Source organism: Marivita lacus (assembly GCF_014637725.1).
GTDB classification, from domain to species: Bacteria; Pseudomonadota; Alphaproteobacteria; order Rhodobacterales; family Rhodobacteraceae; genus Marivita; species Marivita lacus.
The window spans coordinates 22,933-48,208 of the sequence record NZ_BMFC01000009.1 but is presented as its reverse complement, the minus strand read 5'-3'; the positions used below and the strand labels follow the sequence as shown (position 1 = coordinate 48,208).

General features: G+C 62.7%; 21 protein-coding genes. 18 read left to right on the top strand and 3 right to left on the bottom strand.

The genetic code is table 11. The annotated features are described in order from the left end of the window. Positions 1 to 278: 278 nt before the first annotated feature. On the top strand, positions 279 to 749 hold the full coding sequence (locus IEV82_RS15655) for a DUF3576 domain-containing protein (protein ID WP_188482972.1): 471 nt from the start codon (positions 279 to 281) through the stop codon (positions 747 to 749). Between the two features lie 26 nt (positions 750 to 775). Here the strand turns inward: IEV82_RS15655 and IEV82_RS15650 are convergent, their stop codons facing one another. Next, complete coding sequence (locus tag IEV82_RS15650) at positions 776 to 2,038, bottom strand: glycosyltransferase (protein ID WP_188483088.1); 1,263 nt, start codon at positions 2,036 to 2,038, stop codon at positions 776 to 778. Between the two features lie 148 nt (positions 2,039 to 2,186). On the opposite strand from IEV82_RS15650, the gene leuS reads away from it, so the two are divergent. The 8 genes from leuS (at position 2,187) to IEV82_RS15610 (ending at position 11,852) form a co-directional block, all read left to right on the top strand. Next, positions 2,187 to 4,775 (top strand): leucine--tRNA ligase, encoded by a 2,589-nt coding sequence (gene leuS, locus IEV82_RS15645; protein WP_188482971.1) that lies wholly within the window; start codon positions 2,187 to 2,189, stop codon positions 4,773 to 4,775. 7 nt (positions 4,776 to 4,782) lie between these two features. Then, entirely contained in the window at positions 4,783 to 5,256 is a 474-nt protein-coding gene (lptE, locus tag IEV82_RS15640; protein ID WP_188482970.1) for an LPS assembly lipoprotein LptE, read from the top strand. Then, positions 5,253 to 6,278, top strand: coding sequence for a DNA polymerase III subunit delta (gene holA / locus IEV82_RS15635; RefSeq protein WP_188482969.1), 1,026 nt, complete (start codon positions 5,253 to 5,255; stop codon positions 6,276 to 6,278). Before lptE ends, holA begins: the two co-directional genes overlap by 4 nt. A gap of 38 nt (positions 6,279 to 6,316) precedes the next feature. Beyond that, positions 6,317 to 6,901 (top strand): glutathione S-transferase family protein, encoded by a 585-nt coding sequence (locus IEV82_RS15630; protein ID WP_188482968.1) that lies wholly within the window; start codon positions 6,317 to 6,319, stop codon positions 6,899 to 6,901. A gap of 180 nt (positions 6,902 to 7,081) precedes the next feature. Beyond that, positions 7,082 to 9,850 carry a formate dehydrogenase subunit alpha gene (fdhF, locus tag IEV82_RS15625; protein ID WP_188482967.1) on the top strand — a complete coding sequence of 923 codons (2,769 nt, stop codon included), beginning with the start codon at positions 7,082 to 7,084 and terminating at the stop codon, positions 9,848 to 9,850. Between the two features lie 59 nt (positions 9,851 to 9,909). After that, positions 9,910 to 10,260, top strand: a complete 351-nt coding sequence (locus IEV82_RS15620) for a PRC-barrel domain-containing protein (RefSeq protein ID WP_188482966.1) — start codon at positions 9,910 to 9,912, stop codon at positions 10,258 to 10,260. A gap of 184 nt (positions 10,261 to 10,444) precedes the next feature. Beyond that, positions 10,445 to 11,644: a hydantoinase/carbamoylase family amidase gene (locus tag IEV82_RS15615; protein ID WP_188482965.1), complete on the top strand. Its 1,200-nt coding sequence runs from the start codon at positions 10,445 to 10,447 to the stop codon at positions 11,642 to 11,644. Between the two features lie 46 nt (positions 11,645 to 11,690). Further along, positions 11,691 to 11,852 (top strand): hypothetical protein, encoded by a 162-nt coding sequence (locus tag IEV82_RS15610; protein ID WP_188482964.1) that lies wholly within the window; start codon positions 11,691 to 11,693, stop codon positions 11,850 to 11,852. 1 nt (position 11,853) lies between these two features. Here the strand turns inward: IEV82_RS15610 and IEV82_RS15605 are convergent, their stop codons facing one another. Both IEV82_RS15605 and IEV82_RS15600 read right to left on the bottom strand, forming a co-directional pair. Next, positions 11,854 to 12,555 (bottom strand): response regulator transcription factor, encoded by a 702-nt coding sequence (locus IEV82_RS15605; RefSeq protein ID WP_188482963.1) that lies wholly within the window; start codon positions 12,553 to 12,555, stop codon positions 11,854 to 11,856. After that, the gene (locus tag IEV82_RS15600) at positions 12,552 to 14,438 is read right to left on the bottom strand and encodes a hybrid sensor histidine kinase/response regulator (RefSeq protein ID WP_188482962.1); all 1,887 of its coding nucleotides are present in this window, start codon (positions 14,436 to 14,438) and stop codon (positions 12,552 to 12,554) included. The genes IEV82_RS15605 and IEV82_RS15600 overlap by 4 nt, the downstream gene beginning before the upstream one ends. A 216-nt stretch (positions 14,439 to 14,654) precedes the next feature. On the opposite strand from IEV82_RS15600, the gene IEV82_RS15595 reads away from it, so the two are divergent. The 9 genes from IEV82_RS15595 (at position 14,655) to IEV82_RS15555 (ending at position 25,274) form a co-directional block, all read left to right on the top strand. Next, on the top strand, positions 14,655 to 16,619 hold the full coding sequence (locus IEV82_RS15595) for an AMP-binding protein (RefSeq protein ID WP_188483087.1): 1,965 nt from the start codon (positions 14,655 to 14,657) through the stop codon (positions 16,617 to 16,619). A 130-nt stretch (positions 16,620 to 16,749) separates the two neighbouring features. After that, the gene (locus IEV82_RS15590) at positions 16,750 to 17,562 is read left to right on the top strand and encodes an ABC transporter ATP-binding protein (RefSeq protein ID WP_188482961.1); all 813 of its coding nucleotides are present in this window, start codon (positions 16,750 to 16,752) and stop codon (positions 17,560 to 17,562) included. Positions 17,563 to 17,572: 10 nt separating this feature from the next. After that, positions 17,573 to 18,526 (top strand): branched-chain amino acid ABC transporter permease, encoded by a 954-nt coding sequence (locus IEV82_RS15585; protein ID WP_188482960.1) that lies wholly within the window; start codon positions 17,573 to 17,575, stop codon positions 18,524 to 18,526. Between the two features lie 76 nt (positions 18,527 to 18,602). Beyond that, on the top strand, positions 18,603 to 18,842 hold the full coding sequence (locus IEV82_RS15580; RefSeq protein ID WP_188482959.1) for a hypothetical protein: 240 nt from the start codon (positions 18,603 to 18,605) through the stop codon (positions 18,840 to 18,842). Beyond that, positions 18,842 to 20,071, top strand: coding sequence for a branched-chain amino acid ABC transporter permease (locus IEV82_RS15575; protein WP_229747862.1), 1,230 nt, complete (start codon positions 18,842 to 18,844; stop codon positions 20,069 to 20,071). Before IEV82_RS15580 ends, IEV82_RS15575 begins: the two co-directional genes overlap by 1 nt. Before the next feature lie 61 nt (positions 20,072 to 20,132). Next, positions 20,133 to 21,431: an ABC transporter substrate-binding protein gene (locus tag IEV82_RS15570; protein WP_188482958.1), complete on the top strand. Its 1,299-nt coding sequence runs from the start codon at positions 20,133 to 20,135 to the stop codon at positions 21,429 to 21,431. A gap of 72 nt (positions 21,432 to 21,503) precedes the next feature. After that, complete coding sequence (locus IEV82_RS15565) at positions 21,504 to 22,328, top strand: ABC transporter ATP-binding protein (RefSeq protein WP_188482957.1); 825 nt, start codon at positions 21,504 to 21,506, stop codon at positions 22,326 to 22,328. Between the two features lie 42 nt (positions 22,329 to 22,370). Continuing rightward, complete coding sequence (locus IEV82_RS15560; RefSeq protein WP_188482956.1) at positions 22,371 to 23,543, top strand: phenylacetate--CoA ligase family protein; 1,173 nt, start codon at positions 22,371 to 22,373, stop codon at positions 23,541 to 23,543. A 66-nt stretch (positions 23,544 to 23,609) separates the two neighbouring features. After that, positions 23,610 to 25,274 (top strand): peptidoglycan-binding domain-containing protein, encoded by a 1,665-nt coding sequence (locus tag IEV82_RS15555; protein WP_188482955.1) that lies wholly within the window; start codon positions 23,610 to 23,612, stop codon positions 25,272 to 25,274. The last annotated feature ends 2 nt before the right edge of the window (positions 25,275 to 25,276 follow it).

The window sequence follows — 25,276 nt, the reverse complement described above, 5'->3', positions numbered from 1 at the left end:
GTGGTCCGGATTAGCTGGAAACTCTATGCTCTTTGGGGGGGCGGGTTTGCAAGCAACGCGACCGGCCCTCTGGCAACTTCGCCTTCTGTGATGCTGATTTGCCACAAGCCTTTTGGGCGGCCTTTCCCGTTGAAAGATCACGGCCTTATTGCATTGGGATCAAGTTCGGCTTGTCGTGATTGGGATCGGCTTGTATGCACATCACAAGGCAAACAGGCAATTGAGGGCAGTCTTCTATGGACCTTACACGTTTCAGGACCGTTTCAGGCATTGTTCTTATGGCTGCGTTTGTGTCGGGATGCGGTTTTTTCGGGGCGCGCGCCGATCGAGACCCGGTCGAGACACCGCCCGCCGCCGACATTGTCGAAGAGACCGTGTATCAGAACCGGAACCGGCGCGCTCCGACCTCGACGCTGGCTGATCTTTTCCGGTCGCGCGGCGATGCGGGCGAATTGGGTGCGGTCAACAAGTACATCTGGAACGCCGCTCTCGAAACGCTAGATTTCCTGCCGGTCGAGTCGGTCGATCCCTTTACCGGTGTGATCACAACCGGTTTTGGCACGCCTCCGGGCGGTGGTCAGGCCTACCGTGCGACGATTCTGGTAAACGACCCGGCGCTTGATGCGCGGTCTTTGAACCTTGCGTTGATGACGCGGTCGGGTCCGGCCAGTGGGGCAACGGTGCGGGCGGTCGAGGATGCGATCCTCACGCGGGCCCGCCAGTTGCGCCAGCAGGACAGCCGGCTCTGAACTCAGGTTCGATAACCGAACGAAGGTCAGTCTCTGGGGTGTCTGACCGGGTAGGCTGCAGACAAATCGTCCACCCATTTGAGTTGTCGCGGCAGGCAGACCCGTTTGAGGTCGTATCGTTCGCGTGCGAATCGACGCGCATTCGACCCGAGGAAGTCCCGCCGTTCAGGTGAGTCGAGCAGGGCGCAGGTTTCCGCAATCAGGTTTTCCTGATCGAAGAAATCGACCAGCACGCCGGTCTGGCCGCTGATGATCGCTTCTCGCACCGGTGCCGTGTCGGAGGCGACGATGGCGCATTTCGCGCTCATCGCCTCGATCAGGGACCACGAGAGCACGAAAGGGTAGGTCAGGTAGACATGCACCGTGCTGACCTGGATCATCGACAGGAATGTCGGGTAGGGGACGCGACCAAGGAAATGCACGCGGGCCCAGTCGGCATCGGGAATCTGGCCGCGCACCTCGTCGATGAAGATCTGCTTCCATGTCTGGCCTGCGGGGGGCTTTGCGCCATAGCTGGTTTCGTCGCCTCCCAGCAGCACCACCTGCGCATTCGGGCGGCGTCGCAGCAGTTCCGGCAGGGCGCGCATGAAGCGGTGATAACCGCGATAGGGTTCGAGGTTGCGATTGATGAAGGTGATCACCTCGTCCCTGCGGGTGAGCGTCCTGCCGTCCGGCAGGGTCAGCACCGCCTCGGGATTGGCGTTGATCGCGTCGGTGTCGACACCGTCATGGCAGATCGTGATGCGCGACTGGTAGCTGTCGGGATAGGTGCCCGCCTGAAACTGCGTCGGGCTGATTCCGGCATCCATCACCTCTTCGTGCAGGCGGTTGTTGATGTTCTTCAACCGCAGGCGCAGCGGGTCGCGGCCGGGCGTCGCGCTTGGAAATTCGGGGTCGAAGCCGGTCTCGGCCTTGCCGGAGCGGTGGTAGAGTTCGCAGTAGAGGCCAAGCCGCGCGTCGGGCCAGACATCCTTGAGAAACAGGCTTTCCCCCCAGCCGTGATGCGCGAGGATCACGTCGGGATCAAAGCGCCGCTCTTTCAGCGCCAGCGCCGCGTCGTGACAGCTTGTGCCGCGCAGCAGCTTGGTCTCGAAATCCGCCAACCAAGGATGGATGCCCTGAGTCGTTGATCCCTTGACGGCATAGGGCAGGACGGTGATGCCCTTCCACTTGGTCGTTTCCTTGACCTTGGGAGTCAGTACGACGACCTGATCGCCGCGGTCCGCAAGCGCGGGGCCGAGATGCTTGAATTGTGCGGGAAAGTTCTGGTGGATCAGGAGTATCTTCATCAGCCCGCACGTCTTGCCGTTGGTTTTCATGGGTATGACCGCAAAAATCCGGCATCACAATGGCGCAGATGGGGGCAGGACTGGACGATCCTGCGGCATCGGCCTATCACCCTGCCAACACACACTGCACACCCGAAGGACACATTTCATGTCGCGTTATGACCCCTCTGTCATCGAACCCAAATGGCAGGCCGTCTGGGAAGAGAATGAAACGTTCCGCGCCGTGCGGTCGGACGACAAGCCGAAATACTACGTGCTGGAAATGTTCCCCTACCCGTCGGGGCGCATCCATATCGGCCATGTGCGCAACTACACGATGGGCGACGTGATCGCGCGCTACAAGCAGTCGACCGGGCATAATGTGCTGCACCCGATGGGGTTCGATGCCTTCGGAATGCCGGCAGAAAACGCGGCGATGGCGTCGGGTGGGCACCCCAAGGACTGGACCTATTCCAACATTGACACGATGGTCAGCCAGATGAAACCGCTGGGATTCGGCCTCGACTGGTCACGCATGTTCGCGACCTGCGATCCGGAATATTACGGCCAGCAGCAGGCGCTGTTTCTCGACATGCTCAAGGCCGGTCTGGTCTACCGCAAGAACGCGGTGGTGAACTGGGATCCGGTCGACATGACCGTTCTGGCGAATGAGCAGGTGATCGACGGCAAGGGCTGGCGGTCGGGCGCCGAGGTGGAACGGCGCGAGCTGACGCAGTGGTTCTTCAAGATCTCCGACATGTCGGAAGAACTGCTTGATGCGCTGGACGGGCTGGATGACTGGCCCGCCAAGGTCAAGCTGATGCAGGCCAACTGGATCGGCAAGTCGCGCGGACTGCAATTCGGGTTCTCGACGATTGACGGGCCCGAGGGCCATGACCGGATCGAGGTCTATACAACCCGTCCCGACACGCTGATGGGTGCCTCGTTTGTCGGGATCTCGCCGGATCATCCGCTGGCGAAGCATCTGGAAAAGGACAATGCCGAACTGGCCGCGTTCAACGCTGAATGCCGCAAGGGGGGCACCACCGAAGAGGCGCTGGAGAAGGCCGAGAAACGCGGCTACGACACCGGCCTGCGGGTGCGCCATCCGTTTGATACGGCGTGGGAGTTGCCGGTGTATGTGGCCAATTTCATCCTGATGGATTACGGCACCGGCGCGATCTTCGGATGCCCGGCGCATGACCAGCGCGATCTGGATTTCGCGCGCAAATACGACCTGCCGGTGAAGAGCACCTTTGTCCCCGCGATGGGCGAGGAAGGCACCTTTATTCCGCCCGAAGACGGTGGCCCGGCCTATGTGCCGCCCAAGCCGGAAACCGTGCGTTACATCAACGGCTTTGCCGGCGAGGAAGCGCAGACCGGGAACGCGGCGATCGATGCGGCCATCGACTTTTGCGAGACCAACGGCGTTGGCCACGGCGTGACCAAGTTCCGCCTGCGCGACTGGGGCCTGTCGCGCCAGCGCTATTGGGGCTGCCCGATCCCGGTGGTGCATTGCGACGCCTGCGGCGTTGTGCCGGAGAAACAGGAAAACCTGCCCATCGCTCTGCCCTATGACGAGGATGGCACGCCGATTGATTTCGGTGTTCCGGGCAATCCGCTGGACCGTCACCCGTCGTGGCGCAACTGCCAGTGCCCGTCCTGCGGTCAGCCTGCCAAGCGCGAGACCGACACGATGGACACCTTTGTCGACTCAAGCTGGTACTTTGCCCGCTTCACCGCGCCACGTGCCGACACGCCGACGGATATGGCGGATGCGGAGTACTGGATGAATGTCGACCAGTATATCGGCGGTATCGAACACGCGATCCTGCACCTGCTCTATTCGCGGTTCTTTGCGCGGGCGATGCACATCACCGGGCACCTGCCGGAAAAGTGCAAGGAGCCGTTCAATGCGCTGTTTACGCAGGGCATGGTCACGCACGCGATCTACCAGACCAAGGGTGCGGATGGCCGTCCGGTCTATCACTACCCGGAGGATGTGGAGCTGCGCGAGGGCAAGGGTTTCCTGAAAGACGGAACCGAGGTCGCGATCATCCCCTCGGCCAAGATGTCGAAATCCAAGAACAACGTGGTCGATCCGGTTGCCATCATCCAGCAATACGGCGCCGACACCGCGCGCTGGTTCGTGCTGTCCGACTCGCCCCCCGAGCGGGACGTGGAATGGACCGCCTCTGGTGCCGAAGCTGCGGCGCGCCATCTGGGCCGGGTCTACCGCATCGCGGCCGAGGTGGCTGAAGCTGAAAACGCCCCAACCGGGGACGATGAAGCGCTCCTGCGCGAGATGCACAAGGCGATCCATGATGTGACGCTGGGGGTTGAAAGCTTTGGCTTCAACGCGTCGATTGCGCGGCTTTACGCCTTTACCAACGCCCTGTCGAAATCCAAGGCCGGGTCCGATGCGAAACGGCAGGCGGCAAAGACGCTGGCACAGCTGATGTCCCCGATGACCCCGCATTTGTCCGAGGAAATCTGGGCGCTTCTGGGGGGCGAAGGCCTTGTCGCCAACGCGCCCTGGCCGGTGGCCGATCCCGCGATGATGGTCGAGGATACCGTGACCCTGCCCATTCAGGTGAACGGCAAGCGCCGCGACGAGATCACCGTGCCCAAGGATATGGACAAGGCCGAGGTTGAAAAGCTGGCGCTGGCGACCGATGGTGTGAAACGCGCGCTGGATGGCGCTGCCCCCAAGAAGGTGATCGTGGTGCCGGGTCGGATCGTGAATGTGGTTGCATAGACGCAGAATGCTTCTTGCGCTGTCGGCGCTTCTCGCGGGCTCGGCCTGCGGGTTCACGCCCGCTTTCGGGCCAGAGGGCGGTGCGTCGGTCTTGCAGGACAATTTGCGCGTGGTCGCCCCTGACCGGCGGGACGGGTTCCTGATCGCGCAGCGGCTCGAGGACCGGTTCGGGCGCAATGACGGTGGCCGCTACGTGCTGACGGTGACACCCACGATCCAGCGGCAGGGGCTTGCCACCTCGGTCGAGGGCACGACCAACCGGTTCCAGGTCACGGGCGTTGCGGATTTCGCCCTGCGCGATACCCAGAGCGATACCGTCGTGAGGCAGGGGCGCGTGAGCGATTTCACCGGCTTCTCTGCAACCGGATCGACAGTTGCGACCCTGGCGGCTGAACGCGATGCCACGGCGCGTCTGATGGTGATTCTCGCGGATCAGATCGTCGACCGGCTGGTCATTTCGGCCTCTGGCCTGCCCGCATGAAGCTGCCTCCGCGCGACGCTTCGGGCTATTTCGCCCGGCCCGACAGGGACAGGACCGGCGTCCTGATCTATGGCGAAGACGCGATGCGCGTCGCGCTCAAGCGGCAGGAACTGATCGCGGCGTTGATCGGGCCCGAAGGCGAGGGCGAGATGAGACTGACGCGGATTCCGGCGGCGGACCTGCGCAAGGAGCCAGCGCTGCTGGGCGATGCGATCAAGTCTGTGGGATTCTTTCCCGGCCCCCGCGTGGCCTTTGTCGAGGATGCAAACGATACGGTGATCAAGCCGATCACGGCGGCGGTCGAGGATTGGCAGAAGGGCGATGCGCAGATCGTCGTCACGGCGGGGCAATTGCCCGCCAAGTCTGCCCTGCGCAAGCTGTTCGAGGGACACTCCAACGCCTATGCGGCGGCCTTGTACAACGACCCGCCCAGTCGCGCCGAGATCGAGACGGAACTGACGCGGGCGGGCCTGGCCCGGCCTGATGGCGCCGCGATGGAGATGTTGACCGCCCTGTCGCGCGAGATCGATCCGGGGGATTTCCGCCAGGCGCTCGAGAAGATCGCGCTGTACAAGCTGGGGGATGCCGCACCTCTGACACCGGAGGAGGTGTCGCTTTGCGCGCCGGGATCGACCGAGGCCGATCTGGACGATGTGCTCAACATCGTGGCTGAGGGCCGCATCGGAGAGATCGGTCCGGTGATGGCGCGGCTTGAAGCGCAGGGGACGGCTGCGGTGACACTGCTGATCATGGCGACCCGACATTTCCGGGCGCTGCACACGGCAGCGTCAGACCCCGGCGGTGTCGGGCAGGGCATGGGGCGGTTGCGCCCGCCGGTCTTTGGCCCGCGCCGGGATCGGATGTCGCGGCAAGCGTCGGGTTGGGGCATGTACCGGTTGGAACAGGGGTTGCAGATGCTGCTGGAGACCGACCTGTCGCTGCGATCTGCCGGGCAGCACGGACCTGCGCTGGCGATCGTGGAACGGGCGTTCATCCGGCTGGCGATGCTGGGGCGGCGATAGGGTTTGCCGGGCAGGTGCCCGGTTTTGGGAGGACGGACATGTACAAACTTGTGGGCAATCGGGCGACGCGGGCCTTTCGGCCCTTGTGGTTGCTGGAAGAGCTGGGTGTGCCGTATCAGCATGTGCCCGCCGCGCCGCGATCCGAAGACGTGCGCGCGTTCAGCCCGGCGGGCAAGGTGCCGGTGCTGGTGGACGGGGAGGATGTGATTTCCGATTCGACGGCGATCCTGACCTATCTCGCGGACAAGCATGGGGCATTCACACGGCCTGCGGGAACGGTGGCCCGCGCGTGGCAGGACGCATGGACATTCCGGGTGCTGGACGAGGTGGACGCGATCCTGTGGACTGCGGCGCGGCACAGCTTCATCCTGCCCGAAGACCAGCGCGTTCCTGCGGTGAAGGACAGCCTCAAGGCCGAGTTCGCAAGAAACCTTGACCGGATCGCGGCGGATCTGTCGTCGGATTGTCTCGCGGGCGATGACCTGACGGTGCCGGACTTCCTGCTGGCACATTGCCTGGGCTGGGCGCGGAACGCGGGCTTCCCGGATGCGCCGGAGGCGCTGGTGGAGTACCTGCGGCGGTTGCGGACCCGTCCCGCCTTTGAACGCGCGGCGGCGCTGTAAGGGCGCGGGCTGTCGAAAGCCCCTTTGCAAGCCATGTCGAAATGGCTTGCACCGCCCTTGTCGGAGAGAATTGTTCGCATCGGAAACGGCACAGCCGCAAATCCGCGCCAAACTGTCGGGATTGTTGATCCACGACAGGCCCGAATTGCGGTTAGAGTGACCGCGACAAGGGAGACCGCCATGACTGACACGATCCGCTTTACTCTGGACGGCACAGAGGTTGAGGCCCAACCGGGCGAGACCATCTGGGAGGTCGCAAACGGCCGTGGTCTGGTGATCCCGCATCTGTGCCACAAGCCCGCGCCCGGCTATCGCCCCGATGGTAATTGCCGCGCCTGCATGGTCGAGGTCGAAGGCGAGCGGGTGCTGGTGGCATCCTGCATCCGCGAACCCGCGCCGGGCATGGTGGTCACGACCGATTCCACCCGCGCGACATCCGCGCGCAAGATGGTGGTCGAGATGCTGCTTGCCGATCAGCCCGAGCGTGAGGCTTCGCATGACAAATCCTCGCATCTCTGGGACATGGCCGATGCGAACGGCATCACGGAAAGCCGTCTGCCGACGCTTGAGGTCGAACGCATTCCGCTGCTCGATGACAGCCATGTCGCGATGCGCGTCAACCTCGATGCCTGCATCCAGTGCGGCCTGTGCGTGCGCGCCTGCCGCGAGGTTCAGGTGAACGACGTGATCGGCATGGCCGGGCGCGGGCATGATGCCTACCCGGTGTTCGATTTCGACGACCCGATGGGGGTCTCGACCTGCGTGGCCTGTGGTGAATGCGTGCAGGCCTGCCCGACGGGCGCGCTGATGCCGGCGACCGTGCTGGACGACCAGCAGCAGGGCGACAGCAAGGATTACGACAGCGAGGTCGAAAGCGTCTGCCCGTTCTGCGGCGTGGGCTGCCAGGTGTCGCTCAAGGTCAAGGACAACCGGGTTGTCTATGTCGAGGGGATCAACGGGCCGGCCAACGAAGGGCGGCTCTGCGTCAAGGGCCGGTTCGGGTTCGACTATATCCACCACGATCACCGCCTGACGAAGCCGCTGATCCGGCGCGAGGATGCGCCTGCCAAGGGGCTGAACGTCGATCCGGACAACTGGCAAGAGGTGTTCCGCGAGGCGTCCTGGGACGAGGCGCTGGATTTCGCCGCCAAGGGGCTCAAGGGCCGGGGGCGCGAGGTCGCGGGCTTCGGGTCCGCCAAGTGCACCAATGAAGAGGCGTATCTCTTCCAGAAATTCATCCGTCAGGGCTTTGGCCACAACAACGTGGATCACTGCACCCGGCTGTGCCATGCGTCTTCGGTTGCGGCCTTGCTGGAAAACGTCGGATCGGGTGCCGTGACGGCCACGTTCAACCAGATCGAGCATGCCGATGTGGCCATCGTGATCGGTGCGAACCCGGTCGAGAACCATCCCGTGGCGGCGACCTATTTCAAGCAATTCGCCAAGCGCGGTGGCAAGCTGATCGTGATGGATCCACGCGGTCAGGCGCTCAAACGCCACGCGACGCATATGCTGCAATTCCGCCCCGGTGCGGATGTGTCGATGCTCAACGCGATCATGCATGTGATCGTCGAGGAAGAGCTCTACGACCGTCAGTATATCGAGGCCTATACCGAGAACTGGGAGGCGGAGAAGGCGCATCTTGCGGATTTCCCGCCCGAAAAGATGGCCGATATTTGCGGCATCGACGCCGAGACCTTGCGCGCCGTGGCCCGCGATTTCGCAACCGCGCAGGCGGGGATGATCTTTTGGGGGATGGGTGTCAGCCAGCACATTCACGGCACCGACAATTCGCGCTGCCTGATCTCATTGGCGCTGATGACCGGCCATGTGGGTCGTCCCGGTGCCGGGCTCCACCCGCTGCGCGGACAGAACAACGTGCAGGGCGCGTCGGATGCCGGTCTCGTTCCGATGTTCCTGCCCGATTACCAGTCGGTGATGGATGACGGCGTGCGATCCGCCTTTACCGAGGTCTGGGGGTCCGAGGATTTCTCGAACCAGAAGGGTCTGACCGTGACCGAGATCATGGATGCGGTCCATGACGGTCACATCAAGGCGATGTATATCCTGGGCGAAAATCCCGCCATGTCGGACCCCGATGTCGAACATGCCCGCGATGCGCTGGCCAAGCTGGACATGCTGGTGGTGCAGGACATCTTCCTGACCGAGACCGCGAATTATGCCGACTTGATCCTGCCCGCCAGCGCCTTTGCGGAAAAGTCGGGCACGGTGACCAACACCAACCGGCAGGTGCAGATGGGCCGTCCCGCCGTGACACCTCCGGGCGAGGCGCGCGAGGATTGGGCGATCACGACCGAACTGGCGCGGCGGTGTGGTATGGACTGGGAGTATGACAGCCCGGCTGATGTGTTTGCCGAGATGAAGCTGAACATGCGATCGCTTGCCAACATCACCTGGGACCGGCTGGCGCGCGAAAACGCTGTGACCTACCCGTCGCTGTCGCCCGAGGACCCGGGCCAGCCGATCGTGTTCGGCGATGGCTTCCCCCGTCCGCACGGGCGGGCGCGGTTCACGCCTGCCTCGGTGATTGCGCCCGATGATGTGCCGGACGCGGAATACCCGATGATCCTGACAACGGGTCGGCAGTTGGAACACTGGCATACCGGGTCGATGACGCGGAGGTCCATGGTGCTCGATGCGGTGGAGCCGGAGGCGAATTGTTCGCTGCATCCGTCGACCCTGCGCAGGCTGGGTGTGGAACCGGGCGGCCATGTACGCCTGACCACCAAGCGCGGATCGGTTGTCGTGATGGCGCGCGCCGACCGCGCGGTCGCGCTCGACATGGTGTTCCTGCCCTTCGCCTTCGTCGAGGCGGCGGCGAACATCCTGACCAACTCCGCGCTGGACCCGTATGGCAAGATCCCCGAGTTCAAATTCTCGGCGGTGCGGGTCGAGGCGGCGGATGTGGAAGCAGTGGCCGCAGAGTAACATCGGAACCACATTGCGGGTTTGGTTGTTTTCCGGGCGAACCATTCGGGAGACACGCCATGACACGATTGATCACATGCGCCGCGCTGCTGTGCGCAGGACCGCTTTTTGCGCAGGATGCCGAAGAGGGTGCAGCGGGGCCGGTGGAGACCCGCGACGCCACTTATCTGCAATCTGTCGAGGGAACCGAGTTGCGGAACACCGATGACGAAATGATCGGTGAGGTCAGGGAGATCCTGATCGACGCCGATGGCGAACCGGCCGGTTTCCTGTTGGAAATCGGAGGGTTTCTGGACTTTGGCGATTCGGACGTGAGCGTGCCCTTGGAGGCGCTGACATGGACCGGCTCGTATTACGTGAGCAAGATGACCGAGGCGCAGCTTGAAGCGTTGCAGCCCTTCGACGAATAGACCTGTGGATTGCCGACCTATGAAAAGAATGAGCGCGCCCCTTGCGGGACGCGCTCTTTTTTTCTCGGCGTCGGGCTTGCGCCCTTTGGCCGACACGCGTTTGCTGCGGTGACGCGCAATCGGATGCCGAGCCTTTGGGTGATGTCGCGTTTGCATATTTGGAAAAAGAAGAAGGACTGACATCATGCTGCCCATCCGGCCTGACCGTTTTCTGGCGGACCTTCATGCGTTGCGGAGCTTCGGGGCCGCAGGGGTCGGCAAGGGCGTGGTGCGCCCGGCCTATTCCGAGCCCGATATCGCAGCGCGCGAGTGGTTGGCAGGGCGGATGCGGGACGCGGGGCTGTCGGTGCATGTCGATCCGGTGGGATCGGTGTTCGGTCTGGCCGAAGGGCGATCCCTGCTCATGGGATCGCATACGGACAGCCAGCCAGAGGGCGGCTGGCTTGACGGGGCGCTGGGTGTGATCGCGGCTTTGGAAGTGGCGCGGGCCTCGGTCGAGGCAGGTGGGCCGCCGGTGTCGGTGGTGTCGTTTCAGGACGAAGAAGGGCGGTTCGGCGTGACCACCGGAAGCGCCGTGTGGTCGGGAAATCTGTCGCTGGACAAGGCGGACGGGCTGAGCGACCGGGACGGCCTGAGCTTTGCCGAGGCGCGGGCGCGGATGCCGGGGCGGTCGGAGGGTTTTGTCGAGCCCGGCCGCTTCAGCGGGTTCCTGGAGATGCATATCGAGCAGGGGCCGGTTCTGGACCGTGAACGCGAGGCCATCGGGGTGGTCGACGCCATTGTCGGCATCCGGGACATGAAGATCACGCTTGTCGGTGAGCAGAACCACGCGGGCACCACGCCGATGCAGGGGCGGCGTGATGCGTTCCAGGCGCTGTCGCGGTTCAACGCCTTGATCGCGGAACGGTTCGCCAATGTGGTGACGCCCTCGACCGTCTGGACCATCGGGCATGTGACGCTGCATCCGAATGCCTCGTCCATCGTGCCGGGACGGGTGAAATTTTCGATGCAGTGGCGCGATGGCGATGCGGACCGGCTGGGGCGGATGGAGCGGATCATCCTTGAGACGGCGGAAGAGGTGGCGTCCTCTGGCGGTTTCGATCTGGATTTCGGGCCGATGCTGGGGCTGGAGCCTGTGCAGATGGACATGCGGCTGCGCGGCGCGCTTGAAGGCGCGGCAGAGTCAGAGGTGCCGGGTCGTTGGCGCGTGATGCCGTCGGGCGCGCTGCATGATGCGACCAACCTGTCGAAGCTGATGCCGGTGGCGATGCTCTTTGTGCCGTCGATCAATGGGATCAGCCATGCCTTCGGCGAAGACACGGACGAGGCCGATCTGGTGACCGGGCTGAGGGTTCTGGCGGGGGCGGTTGAGGCTTTGGGCTGACGGCTTTGCCGTGCTAGGCTGATCCCGACGAACGGAGGGGCGCAGCATGGATTTCACGGCGATGGCGTTTTATGCGCTGGTCTGCGGCGGGCTGGGCCTTGTCAGCCCGCGCTTCCCGAAACCCTTGGCGCGGTTTGCCATCGCGGCGCTTGTCGGGGTCGTTGCGGCGGCCGTTTTGCCGATCATGCGCTCGGCATTGGGCTTATGAGTCAGCTCCAGGTCACTTCGCCCAGAAAGATATAGCCCGCGCCGTAGATCGTCTTGATCAGGCGGGGGTTCTTGGGATCTTCGCGCAGCTTGGTGCGCAGGCGCGAAATGCGGACGTCCATCGCGCGGTCGAAACTGTCCCCTGCCGCACCGCCCAGCGTGTCCTGCATGTAGTGGCGGGTGATCAAGCGATTGGGGCTTTCAAGGAAGAGCCGCAGCACCTCGCCCTCGGCATGGGAGAACGGGGTTTCGCTGCCAGTCTCATCCTGCAGCGAGTAGCGGTCGAAATGGGCGGTCCAGCCGTTGAAGCGCGCGGTCTGGCCGGTGGGCGCGGGCGCGCTTCGGGTGCGCAGGCGGGCGCGGACTCGGGCCACCACCTCGGCGGGATCGAAGGGTTTGATGATGTAGTCATCCGCCCCAAGCTCCAACCCGGTGATCTTGTCCTGCACCTGCGCGCGGCCCGAGATGATGATGACCACAGCCCCCTGTTCCAGCGCCAGACGGTGCACGAGGCTCAGCCCGTCGCGGTCGGGCAGACCCAGATCGACAAGGCAGACATCGGGCGTCGTGCGGCGCAGGGCGGTTTCGAATTCTGCGGCGCGGGCAAAGCACTGGGTGTCGTAGCCTGCGTCTTCGAGCGCTTCGGACAACATGGTGCGGATCGCGGGTTCGTCGTCGAGAATGGTGATCAGGGGTCTGGTCATGTCAGCGCGTCCTCGTGGCCCAGAAACGCGGCCAGATCGGAATTGGTAAAGGGTTTCGGCAGGACGGCGGTTTTCGATGCGGCGTCCCGGTGACGTGGGTCGGAGACGGGCAGGGAGGTCATCAGGTAGACGGGTTTCCTGGGCAGAGCGGTCACCAGTTCGGTGCCCAAGGCCGGTCCTTCGAGCGAGATGTCCGACAGCACGAAGGCGATGTCCGGCACACCTTGTGCCAGCGCCAGTGCTTCGTCGACCGAGGTGGCCTCGATCACACTGTGGCCAAGGCTGGTGAGCATGTCGCGGATCGTGGTACGCAGATCCGGGCTGTCCTCGACCAGCAGCACAAGCTCGTTGCTCAGGTGCTTTGCCGCATGGCGCAGGGGCAGGCGCAGGGTGACCTTGGCGCCGGTTCCGGTATTGCCGATGCGCAGCTGCCCGCCTGCCAGTTTCGCCGTGTCATAGACCATCGACAGGCCAAGCCCCGAGCCGCCATCGCCCTTGGTGGTGAAGAACGGATCAAGCGCGTGTTTCAGCGCGTCGTCGGAAAATCCCGCGCCCGTATCCTCTACGGTGAAGTCGATCCAGGTGTCGCGCAATTCTGTCGCGGTCAGGCGGATGATGCCTTGGTCGCCGCAGGCATCGCGGGCATTCAGGATGAGGTTGAGCAGGCTGTCCTGAAGCTGGCCGGAATCAAGCAGGGCGCGTTGGGTGATGGTGGTCTCGACGCGCAGGTTGATGCTGTCGGGCAGCGAGGGCGCCGCCAGCGTGTGCAGGTCGGACAGGAACGCGCCCAGATCGAGCGGTTCGGGTCGCCATGCGCGGTGCGCGGTGATGTCGGCGATCCGGTTTAGCAGGTCACCACCGCGCCGGGCGGCTTGCAACGTGGCGGTGATCAGGGGGTCGGCGTCGGGCGGCAGGTCCATGCGCGCAAGCTTTGACTGCATGCCAAGGATGATGGTCAGCAGGTTCGAGAAATCATGCGCGAGGCCCGAGGTCAGTTGCGCTGCCATCTCGCGGCGGCGGGTTTGCTGGAGCGCGGCACGTGCCTGGGTTTCCTCGGTCACGTCCATCGACAGGATATACACGCCCTTCTCAGACTCGTCGGGGGTGAAGGCCACGCGGATTCGCCGCGAGCTGTGCACATCGGTGAATTCAAACGTCGAAGGATCCCCCGCCAGAGCCATTTGAAGGTGCGGCAAGACGCGGGCATAGGCATCGTCTCCCAACGCCTCCGAGATGTGCAGGCCGACGATCCTGGATGGACGCCCCGGCATCACGTTGGACAGGCGGCGGTTGGAAAACGTGTAGCACCCGGCGCTGTCCACGTGGGCGATATGGGCCGGCATCATTTCGGTGGTCAGCCGCGTGCGGGCTTCCATCTCGGTCAGTTCGCGCTGCGCCTCCTCGAGCGCGGACACGGTGGCGGCCAGCTTGCGGTTGGTGGCCGCGAGTTCCTCGGACCGGGCCAGCACCTCTTCGGACAGCAGTTCCGACCGGGTGCGCAAGAGCTGTTCCTGCGATTTGACCGCGGTGATGTCGGTATAGACGGTGACCCAGCCGCCTTGGGGCAGCGGCGCGCCTTCGACGCTGATCGTACGGCCATTGGCGCGGGTGCGCTCCATGTAATGCGGCTGGAACGCGCTGGCCTGTTCGACACGCGTGGCGATGAAGCTTTCGACATCGTCGATCTCGCCATACTCGCCCCGGTCTACCAGATGGCGGATGGTGGCTTCGAAATCTGCGCCGGGACGGGTCAGGGCCCGGGGCAGGTCGAACATCTCGGCAAAGCGGGCATTGCAGGCGGCCAGCCGCAGATCGCTGTCATAGATCGACAGCGCCTGTCCGATCAGGTTGAGCCCGGCCTGGATGAGTGCGTCGGTCTGCATGAAACGGGTCCGAAAATGGGTCTGCCTTGTTCTGGCTAGCACCGGATCCGCGCGACGCAAAGACCGTGCGGTCCGCTGTTACAATTCGTTGGGATTGAGAAAACTTCAGGAAAAAGTTGACCCCCACCCTGCCATCTGTCCAATCTTGAGACAGAGTCGCGCAAAGCGATCCGTTCGGGGAAGACCCGGGCAACGGGAGGAAAAGTTTTGGCACACATGACCAAGGGCGCAGAAGGTCTGCGCTCGGTTCCAGCGCTGTTGGCGCGCAATGTATCGCAATATGGCCGTTCGCCTGCCTATCGCGAAAAGGAATACGGCATTTGGCAAAGCTGGTCCTGGGCCGAAACGTCCAAGGAGATCGAAGCTTTGGCGCTGGGTCTTTTGAACCTGGGCGTGAACGAGGGCGATTTCATTGCCATCATCGGACGCAACCGGCCCTATCTCTATTGGTCGATGGTTGCCGCGCAGTCCGTGGGCGCGATCCCGGTGCCGCTTTATCAGGACGCTGTTGCCGAAGAGATGGAATACGTGCTCGATCATTGCGGTGCGCGTTTTGCCATCGTCAGCGACCAGGAACAGGTCGACAAGGTGATCGAGGTGCAGGACCGCCTGCATCAGTTCGAGCACATGATCTACCTCGACGCCCGGGGTTTGCGGAAATACGATCACACCCGGCTGCACGAGTTCAGCAATGTGCAGAAACAAGGTCGCACCGCCCGTGACGAGTTCTCCAAGGAACTGAAGGCGCGCACCGCCAAGCTTGATTATGACAGCACCTGCGTGATGCTTTACACCTCCGGCACGACCGGCAAGCCCAAGGGCGTGGTCCTGTCGAACCGCAACATCATCGAGACCGCCAAGGCGTCGTCCGAGTTCGATCACCTCAAGGTCGATGACGAGGTTCTGGCCTATCTGCCGATGGCCTGGGTCGGCGATTTCATCTTTTCCATCGGGCAGGCCTATTGGTCGGGCTTTTGCGTGAATTGCCCCGAAAGCCCCGAGACCATGATGACCGACCTGCGCGAGATCGCGCCGTCCTATTATTTCGCCCCGCCGCGCGTGTTCGAGACGCAGCTGACGCAGATCATGATCCGGATGGAGGATGCGGGCGCGTTCAAGAAAAAGACGTTTGATTATTTCATGGCGCATGCCCGCAAGGTCGGTCCGGCCATTCTGGACGGGCACGATGTGGGGCTGCTGGACCGGCTGAAATACCGCGTGGGCGAGATCATGGTCTACGGTCCTCTCAAGAACGCGCTGGGCTTTTCGAAAGTGCGCGTCGGCTACACGGCGGGCGAGGCGATCGGGCCGGAAATCTTTGATTTCTATCGCTCTTTGGGCATCAATCTGAAGCAGCTTTACGGCCAGACCGAAGCGTCGGTGTTCATCACCCAGCAACCCGATGGCGAGGTCCGGTCGGATACGGTGGGTGTGCCGTCACCCGGCGTCGAAATCCGCATCTCGGACAGCGGCGAGGTGTATTACCGGTCACCGGGCGTGTTTGTGGAGTATTACAAGAACGCCGACTCGACCGCCGATACCAAGGATGCCGAGGGCTGGGTCGCCACGGGGGACGCGGGCTTCATCGAGGAGTCGACCGGCCATCTGCGCATCATCGACCGCGCCAAGGATGTGGGAGCGATGGCAAATGGCGCGATGTTCGCGCCGAAATATGTCGAGAACAAGCTCAAGTTCTATCCCAACATCCTCGAGGCCGTGGTGTTCGGCTCCGGGCGCGACCGCTGCTGTGCCTTCATCAATATCGACCTTGCCGCGGTGGGCAATTGGGCGGAACGCAACAACATCGCCTATGCGTCCTACCAGGAACTGGCCGGGCACAAGCAGGTGCTCGACACGATCCAGGCGCATATCGAAGAGGTCAACGCGAGCATCGCGCAGGACGAGATGTTGTCGGGCTGCCAGGTGCATCGCTTCCTCGTGTTGCACAAGGAGTTGGACGCGGATGATGGCGAATTGACCCGCACCCGCAAGGTGCGCCGCAAGATCATCGGCGAGAAGTTCGAGGATTTGGTCAACGCGCTCTATGACGGGTCGGACACGGTCTACACGGAAACCGAAGTGACCTACGAAGACGGGCGCAAGGGCAAGATCAAGGCGACGCTGGAGATTCGCGATGCCAAGGTGGTGCCGGTGACCCCGCAGAAGCTGGCAGCGGAGTGATGGGATTGGTCATGTCACTGACGGTCGCTCCCAGAATTTTATGGGCAACGCCAAGAATCTTCGTACGAAGATTCTCGCAAACCCTTAAGAAATCATGGAGCCCAGTGGCATTTGCCAAGGGAGCAGTGCAATGAAAGACACCGAAGGATACGTCACCGCCGACGGGCGTCAGATCGGCGGCACCCTCATGGAGATGCGCAACATCACCTTGCGCTTCGGCGGCGTGGTGGCGATTCAGGACATCTCGTTCGACATTCACGAAGGCGAGGTGCGCGCGATCATCGGGCCGAACGGCGCGGGCAAGTCCTCGATGCTCAACGTCATTTCCGGCTTCTACACGCCCTCCGAGGGTGAGGTCTGGTACCAGGGTGCCAAGCGCCCGCCGATGAAACCCTACGAGGTGGCCCGGCAGGGTGTCGCGCGGACCTTCCAGAACATCGCGCTCTTCGAAGGGATGACGGTGCTCGACAATGTCATGACCGGTCGCCTGACCCACATGAACGCGGGCGTCGTCAGCCAGGCGCTCTGGTGGGGCAAGGCGCGCAACGAGGAAATGGAGAACCGCGAAAAGGTCGAGCGGGTGATCGACTTTCTCGAGATCCAGAACATCCGCAAGACCCCGGTGGGGCGTCTGCCCTACGGTCTGAAAAAGCGGGTCGAACTGGCGCGGGCGCTGGCGGCCGAGCCGTCACTGCTCCTGCTGGACGAACCGATGGCGGGCATGAACGTCGAGGAAAAAGAGGACATGAGCCGCTTCATCCTCGATGTGAACGACGAATTCGGAACAACGATCTGCCTGATCGAACATGACATGGGGGTCGTGATGGACCTGAGCGACCGCGTGGTCGTCATGGATTACGGCAAGAAGATCGGCGACGGCACCCCGGACGAGGTGCGCAACAATCAGGATGTGATCGACGCCTATCTGGGCGTCCCACATTGAAGGAGCAGGCATGCTGAACGACATCTTCATCGCGCCATTCGTGGACATGGTCGAGGCCCCGGATTTCCTGATGCAGGTGCTGTGGGAAGGGCTGGTTTCGGGCATCCTCTATGCGCTCATCGCGCTGGGATTCGTGCTGATCTTCCGGTCCTCGCGCATCTTCAACTTCGCCCAGGGCATCATGGTGGTGTTCGCCGCTCTGACGCTGGTGGGCCTGTTCGCCATGGGTGTGCCGGCATGGCTCAGCGTCGGGTTGACGCTGGTCGTCATGTTCGTGTTGGCGGTGGTCATCGAACGCGTGGTGCTGCGGCCTCTTGTCGGGCAGCCTGACATCATCCTCTTCATGGCCACCATCGGGATCACGCTGTTCCTGATCGGTTTGGGCGAGACCATTTTCGGCGGTGAAAACAAGGTGATGATCACCGAGGAACTGGGCATCCCCACAGGTGACACTGTGCTCGAGCCGTTCGGCGGTCTGCTGATCCTGCAGCATCTCGACATCACCGTGGTGATCGTGGCGACCCTGCTGGTGCTCGCGCTGCTGGCCTTCCTCAACTACACGCAGATGGGCCGGGCGATCCGGGCGCTGGGCGACGATCATCAGGCGGCGCTGTCGGTGGGCATCAGCCTCCAGACGATCTGGGTGCTGGTCTGGTTCATCGCGGGCATCATCGCTTTGGTCACGGGCATTGCCTGGGGTGCACGCGCGGGGGTGAGCTTTGCGCTCGAGGTGATCGCGTACAAGGCGCTGCCGGTGCTGATGCTGGGCGGGCTGGAATCGATCACCGGGGCCATCGTCGGCGGGCTCATGATCGGCATCCTGGAAAAGCTGTTCGAGATCTACTGGGGGCAGCCGCTTCTGGGGGGAAACACCGAGACATGGTTCGCCTTCGTGCTGGCGCTGATCGTGCTCCTGTTCCGTCCGCAGGGTCTGTTCGGTGAGCGGATCATCGAAAGGGTCTAGGGCGGCGCGGGGCGCGCTGTTCACAAGGGGTGCCGGGCAATCGCCCGGTCTACGAAAAGATCGAAGGTAAATTCACATGGCCAAACTGATCGCAGTTCTGAACGTCATCGCCTGGTCCGGCTTCTGGGCCTTCGGCTATCTCGCGCTGGCGAGCGGGGCCGGGGCGGGCAACCAGACCGTCATAGCGATCCTGCTGGCCGCTGCCGGAGGCGCTGCCGGGTTCTGGGCCTATTTCTGGCTGATCCGCCACTCGGAGGTCACCGGATACGCCAAGCCGCGCAACCGTGCGGTGATCATTGAAGAGGAGACCGCCTGATGCTGTACCGCACGGCTGGCCAGTTCAAGACGAGTTACATCGCCGATCAGGCCCTGTTCCCGGTTCGGCAGGATGCGTTTCTGCTGGGCATCATCCTGATCTTCGGTTGGGTGATCTTTCCGATGACGGCGTCGGAATTCACCGTCCAGACCCTGCTGATCCCGATCCTGATCTATGCGCTGGCGGCGATGGGGCTGAACATCCTGACGGGCTTTGCCGGTCAGTTGAGCCTTGGCACCGGGGCCTTCATGGGGGTCGGCGCCTATGCGTGCTACAAGATCATAACCATCTTCCCCGAGCTGAACCCGGTCATCGCCATTCTGCTGTCGGGCTTCTTCAGCGCGGGCATTGGGGTCGCATTCGGTATCCCGTCGCTGCGCATCAAGGGCTTCTATCTCGCCATTGCAACGCTGGCGGCGCAGTTCTTTCTCGCATGGCTGTTCGAGAAGTGGTCGTGGCTTTACAATTACAACGCGTCCGGGGCGATCCAAGTGCCGAACTCCGAGGCTTTCGGCATCTTTGTGATGGGTCCGCAGGCGGCCTCCATTACCGAATACTACATCGTCCTGTTCGTCGTGACGCTGCTGACAGTGCTCTGCATCAACCTGACACGCGGCAACCTCGGCCGAACCTGGAAGGCCACCCGCGATATGGACATCGCGGCGGAACTCATCGGGATCAACCTGCTTAAGTCGAAGCTGACAGCCTTTGCGGTGTCATCCTATATCGTGGGCGTTGCGGGGGCGCTGTATGTCTTCATGTGGAAAGGCGCTGCGGAACCGAACGTCTTCTACATCCAATTGTCTTTCCAGGTGTTGTTCATCGCGATCATCGGCGGTCTGGGGTCCATCATGGGCAACTACCTCGGCGCGATCCTGATCGTCGGCCTGCCTGTCGTGCTGAACGTCGTGGCTGGCACGCAGGTGTTCGAGATGTCCACAGGATCGGCCATTCTGCTGATCGTGCTGATTGCGGTGGCGACCTTCCTTTTCGGGGTCGCGCGCAACCTCTGGGGCATGGGAGCGGCGATTGGCTTTGGCGCAGTGACGCTGATCTATGGCTATGCACAGTTGCACGGCTTCCGCATCGAATCCGCGATGATCGAGCACATCAATGTCATGATCATCGGGGCGCTGATCATCTTCTTCCTGATCATCGAGCCGCACGGGTTGAACCAGCTTTGGCGTCTGATCCGTGAAAAACTCATCATCTGGCCCTTCCCGCACTGAGGCGGGGGGCGGCCCAAGACCAAGAACCGAAAAACATGAACGTTCCAATGGGAGGACAACCATGAAACACTTTACCAAACTGGCAGTAGCAGCAGCGCTTGGCACCGTGATTGGCACGGCGGCCGTTGCACAAGAGCTCTATACGCCGAACCTCGCGTACCGGACCGGGCCCTTTGCGGCCACAGGGATTCCCCTGATGAACGGTCAGGCGGATTACATGACCATGCTCAATCAGCGCGATGGCGGCATTGGTGGCGCAACGATCGACTTCGAGGAATGCGAGACCGGCTATTCCACTGAAAAGGGCGTGGAATGCTATGAAAAGACCAAGGGCGAGGCCATCGTGACGCAACCCTGGTCCACCGGCATCACGCTTCAGGTTCTGCCCAAGACCAACGTCGACGAGATTCCGATCCTGGCTCCCGGTTATGGTTTCTCGCCGATGGCCGATGGCACCGTGTTCCAGTGGGCGTTCAACATGCCTGCCGGTTACTGGGATGGTGCCGACATGATCATCCAGCACCTCGAAGCGGAAGGATCGCTCGAGGGCAAGAAGATCGCGTTCCTTCACCTTGACCACCCCTTCGGCAAGGAACCCCTGCCGGTGATGGAAATGCACGCCGAGAACAAGGGCTTTGAATTGCTGCCGATCCCGGTCGGTCTCAACGAGATGCAGAACCAGTCCGCTCAGTGGCTGCAAATCCGCCGTGAACGTCCCGACTACGTCGTGATGTGGGGCTGGGGTGCGATGAACGCCGGTGCCATCACCGAAGCGGTCAAGACCAAGTTCCCGATGGAAAACTTTGTCGGCGTCTGGTGGGCTGGTCACGATGCGGACCTGAAGCTCGTCGGTGAGGACGGCAAGGGCTACAAGTCGATTTCCTGGTCCTTCCCGAACCTCGACGCGCCTTTGATGAAAGAGATCAAGGAGCATGTCATCGACGCGGGTCTGAGCCAGACCAACGAAGAAGAGATGCAGGGCGTGTTCTACGGCCGGGGTCTCGTGATGTCGGCGATCCTCGCCGAAGGCATCAAGAACGCGCAGGAAAACTTCGGCACGGCTGACATCGACGCGACGCAGCTGCGCTGGGGTCTGGAAAACATCAACCTCACCCAGGAGCGGATCGTGGAGCTCGGCATGGAAGGCATGGTGCCGCCGTTCTCGACCTCCTGCGCCAACCACACCGGTCATTCGGGTGGCTGGATGCTCGAATGGGACGGCGCCAAGTTCGTCAAGGCGTCTGATCTCATCATGCCGAATGTCGATGCCTATGCAGACCTGATCCAGAACGCGGCCGAGGAATATGCGACCTCGAACGCGCCTTGGGACAGAAACGAAGAGTGCTCGGTCAGCAACTAAGACCGCACCGTACTCCCGGCGGCGCAGCCCGTCGCCGGGGGCTTCCCTGAAATTTTATCAATTGGTAAAATCATGCTGGATGCCACACGCACGAACGAGACCCTGCTTGAGGTCAACAATATCGAGGTGATCTACAATCACGTGATCCTCGTTCTGAAAGGTGTGAGCCTGACCGTGAAGAAAGGCGGCATCACAGCCCTTCTCGGGGGCAATGGCGCAGGCAAGACCACGACGCTCAAGGCCATCTCCAACCTGTTGCACTCCGAACGCGGTGAGGTCACCAAGGGGTCGATCCTCTATCAGGGCGAACGTGTGCAGGATCTGGACCCGGCCGCGCTGGTCAAGCGCGGGGTGATCCAGGTGATGGAGGGCCGGCACTGTTTCGGCCACCTCACGGTCGAGGAGAACCTGCTGACCGGAGCCTACACGCGCAAGGATGGCAAGGCGGCGATCCAGAACGACCTTGAACTGGTCTATTCGTATTTTCCACGCCTCAAGGAACGCCGCAAATCGCAGGCTGGCTATACCTCCGGCGGTGAACAACAGATGACCGCGATCGGGCGCGCGCTGATGTCGCGGCCCCAGACGATCCTGCTGGACGAGCCGTCGATGGGACTTGCGCCGCAGCTGGTCGAACAGATCTTCGAGATCGTGAAATCGGTGAACGAGAATGAAGGCGTGTCCTTCCTTCTGGCCGAACAGAACACCAATGTCGCCCTGCGCTATGCCCACGAGGGGTACATCCTTGAAAACGGGCGCGTCGTGATGGACGGCCCCGCCTCCGAATTGCGCGAGAACCAGGACGTCAAGGAATTCTATCTGGGAGTGTCCGACGAAGGCCGCAAATCCTTCCGCAACGTGCGCAGCTATCGCCGACGCAAGCGCTGGCTGGCGTAACCCAACGTCCCAATCTGAACCGATCACACAAGGCCGAATGCCATGACTTCCCATTTCGACGATCTGGAAACCCGAAGCGCCGACCAACGCGCGGCAGATCAGCTTGCGACGCTCAACGCGCTCTTGCCCGCGCATGGCATTGATCCGCTGTCGGACCTGTCCGATCTTGCCGCGCTGCCGGTGCTGCGCAAGTCCGACCTGAGCCAGCGGCAAAAGGACAATCCGCCCTTTGGCGGGCTTCCAGTGTCGAACCTCGCGCATATCTTCCAGTCGCCGGGTCCGATCTATGAACCCGGCGGTGTGACCCGCGACTGGTGGCGCATGGGACGCTTCCTGCACGCGGCAGGCTTTGGCACCACCGACATCGTGCAGAACTGCTTTGGCTACCATCTGACGCCTGCGGGCATGATCTTTGAAAACGGCGCGCGCACCGTGGGCGCGGTCGTGCTGCCTGCGGGCACCGGACAGACCGAGTTGCAGGTGCAGGCGGCGCATGATGTGGGTGTCACTGCCTATGCGGGCACGCCGGATTACCTCAAGGTGATCTTGGAAAAGGCCGACGAGATGGGTGTCACGCTTGGCATCGTCAAGGCGGCGGTTTCGGGTGGAGCTTTGTTCCCGTCATTGCGCGAGTGGTACAAAGATCGCGGCATTTCCTGCCTGCAATGCTATGCGACCGCCGATGTGGGCCACATCGCCTACGAGACCCCAGCCATGGAAGGCATGGTGATCGACGAAGGCGTGATCGTGGAAATCGTCACGCCCGGCACGGGCGATCCGGTCGCGATGGGCGAGGTGGGCGAAGTGCTGGTTACGTCGCTCAACCCCGACTACCCGCTGGTGCGCTTTGCCACCGGGGATCTCAGCGCGATGATGCCCGGCCAAAGTCCTTGCGGACGGACCAACCTGCGCATCAAGGGCTGGATGGGCCGCGCCGACCAGACCACCAAGATCAAGGGCATGTTCGTGCGCCCCGAACAGGTGGCGGCGCTTGTCGCCAAACATGCCGAGATCGACCGTGCCCGCGTCGTGGCCAGCCGCGATGGCGAGATGGACGTGATGACCGTGCGGATCGAAACCGCAACAGACGACGCCGCGCGGTTCGAGCCAAGCATCGTCGAGACACTCAAGCTCAAGGGCCGGGTCGAACTGGTGCCGCCGGGGGCCCTGCCGCGCGACGGTTTGGTGATCGAGGACGCGCGCGTCTACGACTGATTTACCCGTTATTGGATAACTTCGGCGTTTCGTGCGTTACTCCCCAGTATAATGGAGGATTAACCTATGAAACGCTTGGCACTGTCCACGACTATGGCAATGGCTTTAACTGGTCCGGTCTGGGCCAACAGCGATCTGCTGATCATCGGAAACGGCGATCCGAGCCTGCTGCAGCGCCTGACACGGATCACCGACCTGTCTGACGTGACCGCCGCCTTCGAGGCGCGCGGGGCCGAGGTCAGTCTTGCCACCACCGCCGATGCCGCCGGGATGCGAGATGCCTTGCGCAGTTTCATGGACGGTCTGGACGCGACCACCGATGATGTCGGGATCGTCCTGACCGGGCAAATCGTGTCGACAGTCGCAGGCAGTTACCTGTTGCCGAGCGATAGAACCGGGCCCTTGACCCTGAGCGGCGTATTGACCGAAGGCTTCGCGCTTGATGCGGTCTATGCCGTTGCGGCGGCCTATCCCGGTCGTGCCCTGATCGTCCTGGGGGAGGTCGAGATCGAAACCGATGTGGCCGCAGGGCTGTCGGTGAGCTTGCCGCCAAGCGACATACCCCAAGGGGTCACCGTGGCCATCGGGCCGGTCGAGACCGCCGGGCGCTTTGTCAGTCAACTTTCTGACGCGACCGGGGGCGATGTGCTGCCGGTCGCGCGCGCAGCCGGGCTGAGCCTGCTGGGCTATGTCCCGCGAGAATTACCGCTCTTTCAGGGCACCGATGTCGAGTTGCCCCAGATCGACGAGACCCCAGAGACAGATGACAGGAGCGCTGCCGATACCGCCGCATGGCAAGAGGCAGCGGCAGCGGACACCGAAGCCGCCTACGAGACCTATCTCACGGCATTTCCCGACGGCCAGAACGCCAGTGACGCCCAAGAGCGCCTGACAGCGATCCAATCCGAACCGTTCTACCGTGAAAAGCAGGCCGAAGAAGATCTGGCCCTGTCGCGCGATGCGCGTCGCGAAATCCAGCGTGATTTGTCGCTGCTCGGGTACAACACGCGCGGTATTGACGGCATCTTCGGTCGTGGCACGCGCGGAGCCGTCACTGCGTGGCAGGACGAGAACGGACAGGGCGCGTCGGGGTATTTGACCTCTGACCAGATCGCACGGCTGGATGCGCAGGCCGAGCGCCGTGCCGCAGAGCTTGAGGAGGAAGCCCGCGAACGACAGGCGCAGCTGGAACGGCAGGACCGCACGTTCTGGTCCGAGACCGGCGCACAGGGCGACGAGGCCGGATTCCGCGCCTATCTCAATCGGTTTCCGGACGGGATTTACGCCGAAGAGGCGCAAGGTCAGCTTGACGCCATTGAAGAGCAGCGCCGCGCACAGGCCGAAGGCGAGGACCGCCGCCGCTGGCAGGAAGCTCGGGATACGGACACCGAGGCAGGCTATCGCGCCTATCTCGCGGAACGTCCAAACGGGGCATTTGTGGAAGAGGCGCGCGCCCGGATCGAGTATTTCAACAACAATTCCGAACAGATTGCCGTGCAACCCCAGGCACAGGCAGAAGAGGCGGCACTTGGGTTGAACGAGGCAGCGCGACGGTTGACTGAAACCCGTCTGGACGAACTGGGGCTGAAACCCGGCGCGGTGGACGGCACCTTTGACGAAGAGACCCGCCGCGCCATCCGGCGATATCAGGATGCGCGCAAGCTGCGCGTGTCGGGGTATCTCGATCAGGCCACCGTGGTGCGGCTGATGGCGGATGCGATCCTGCGCTGACG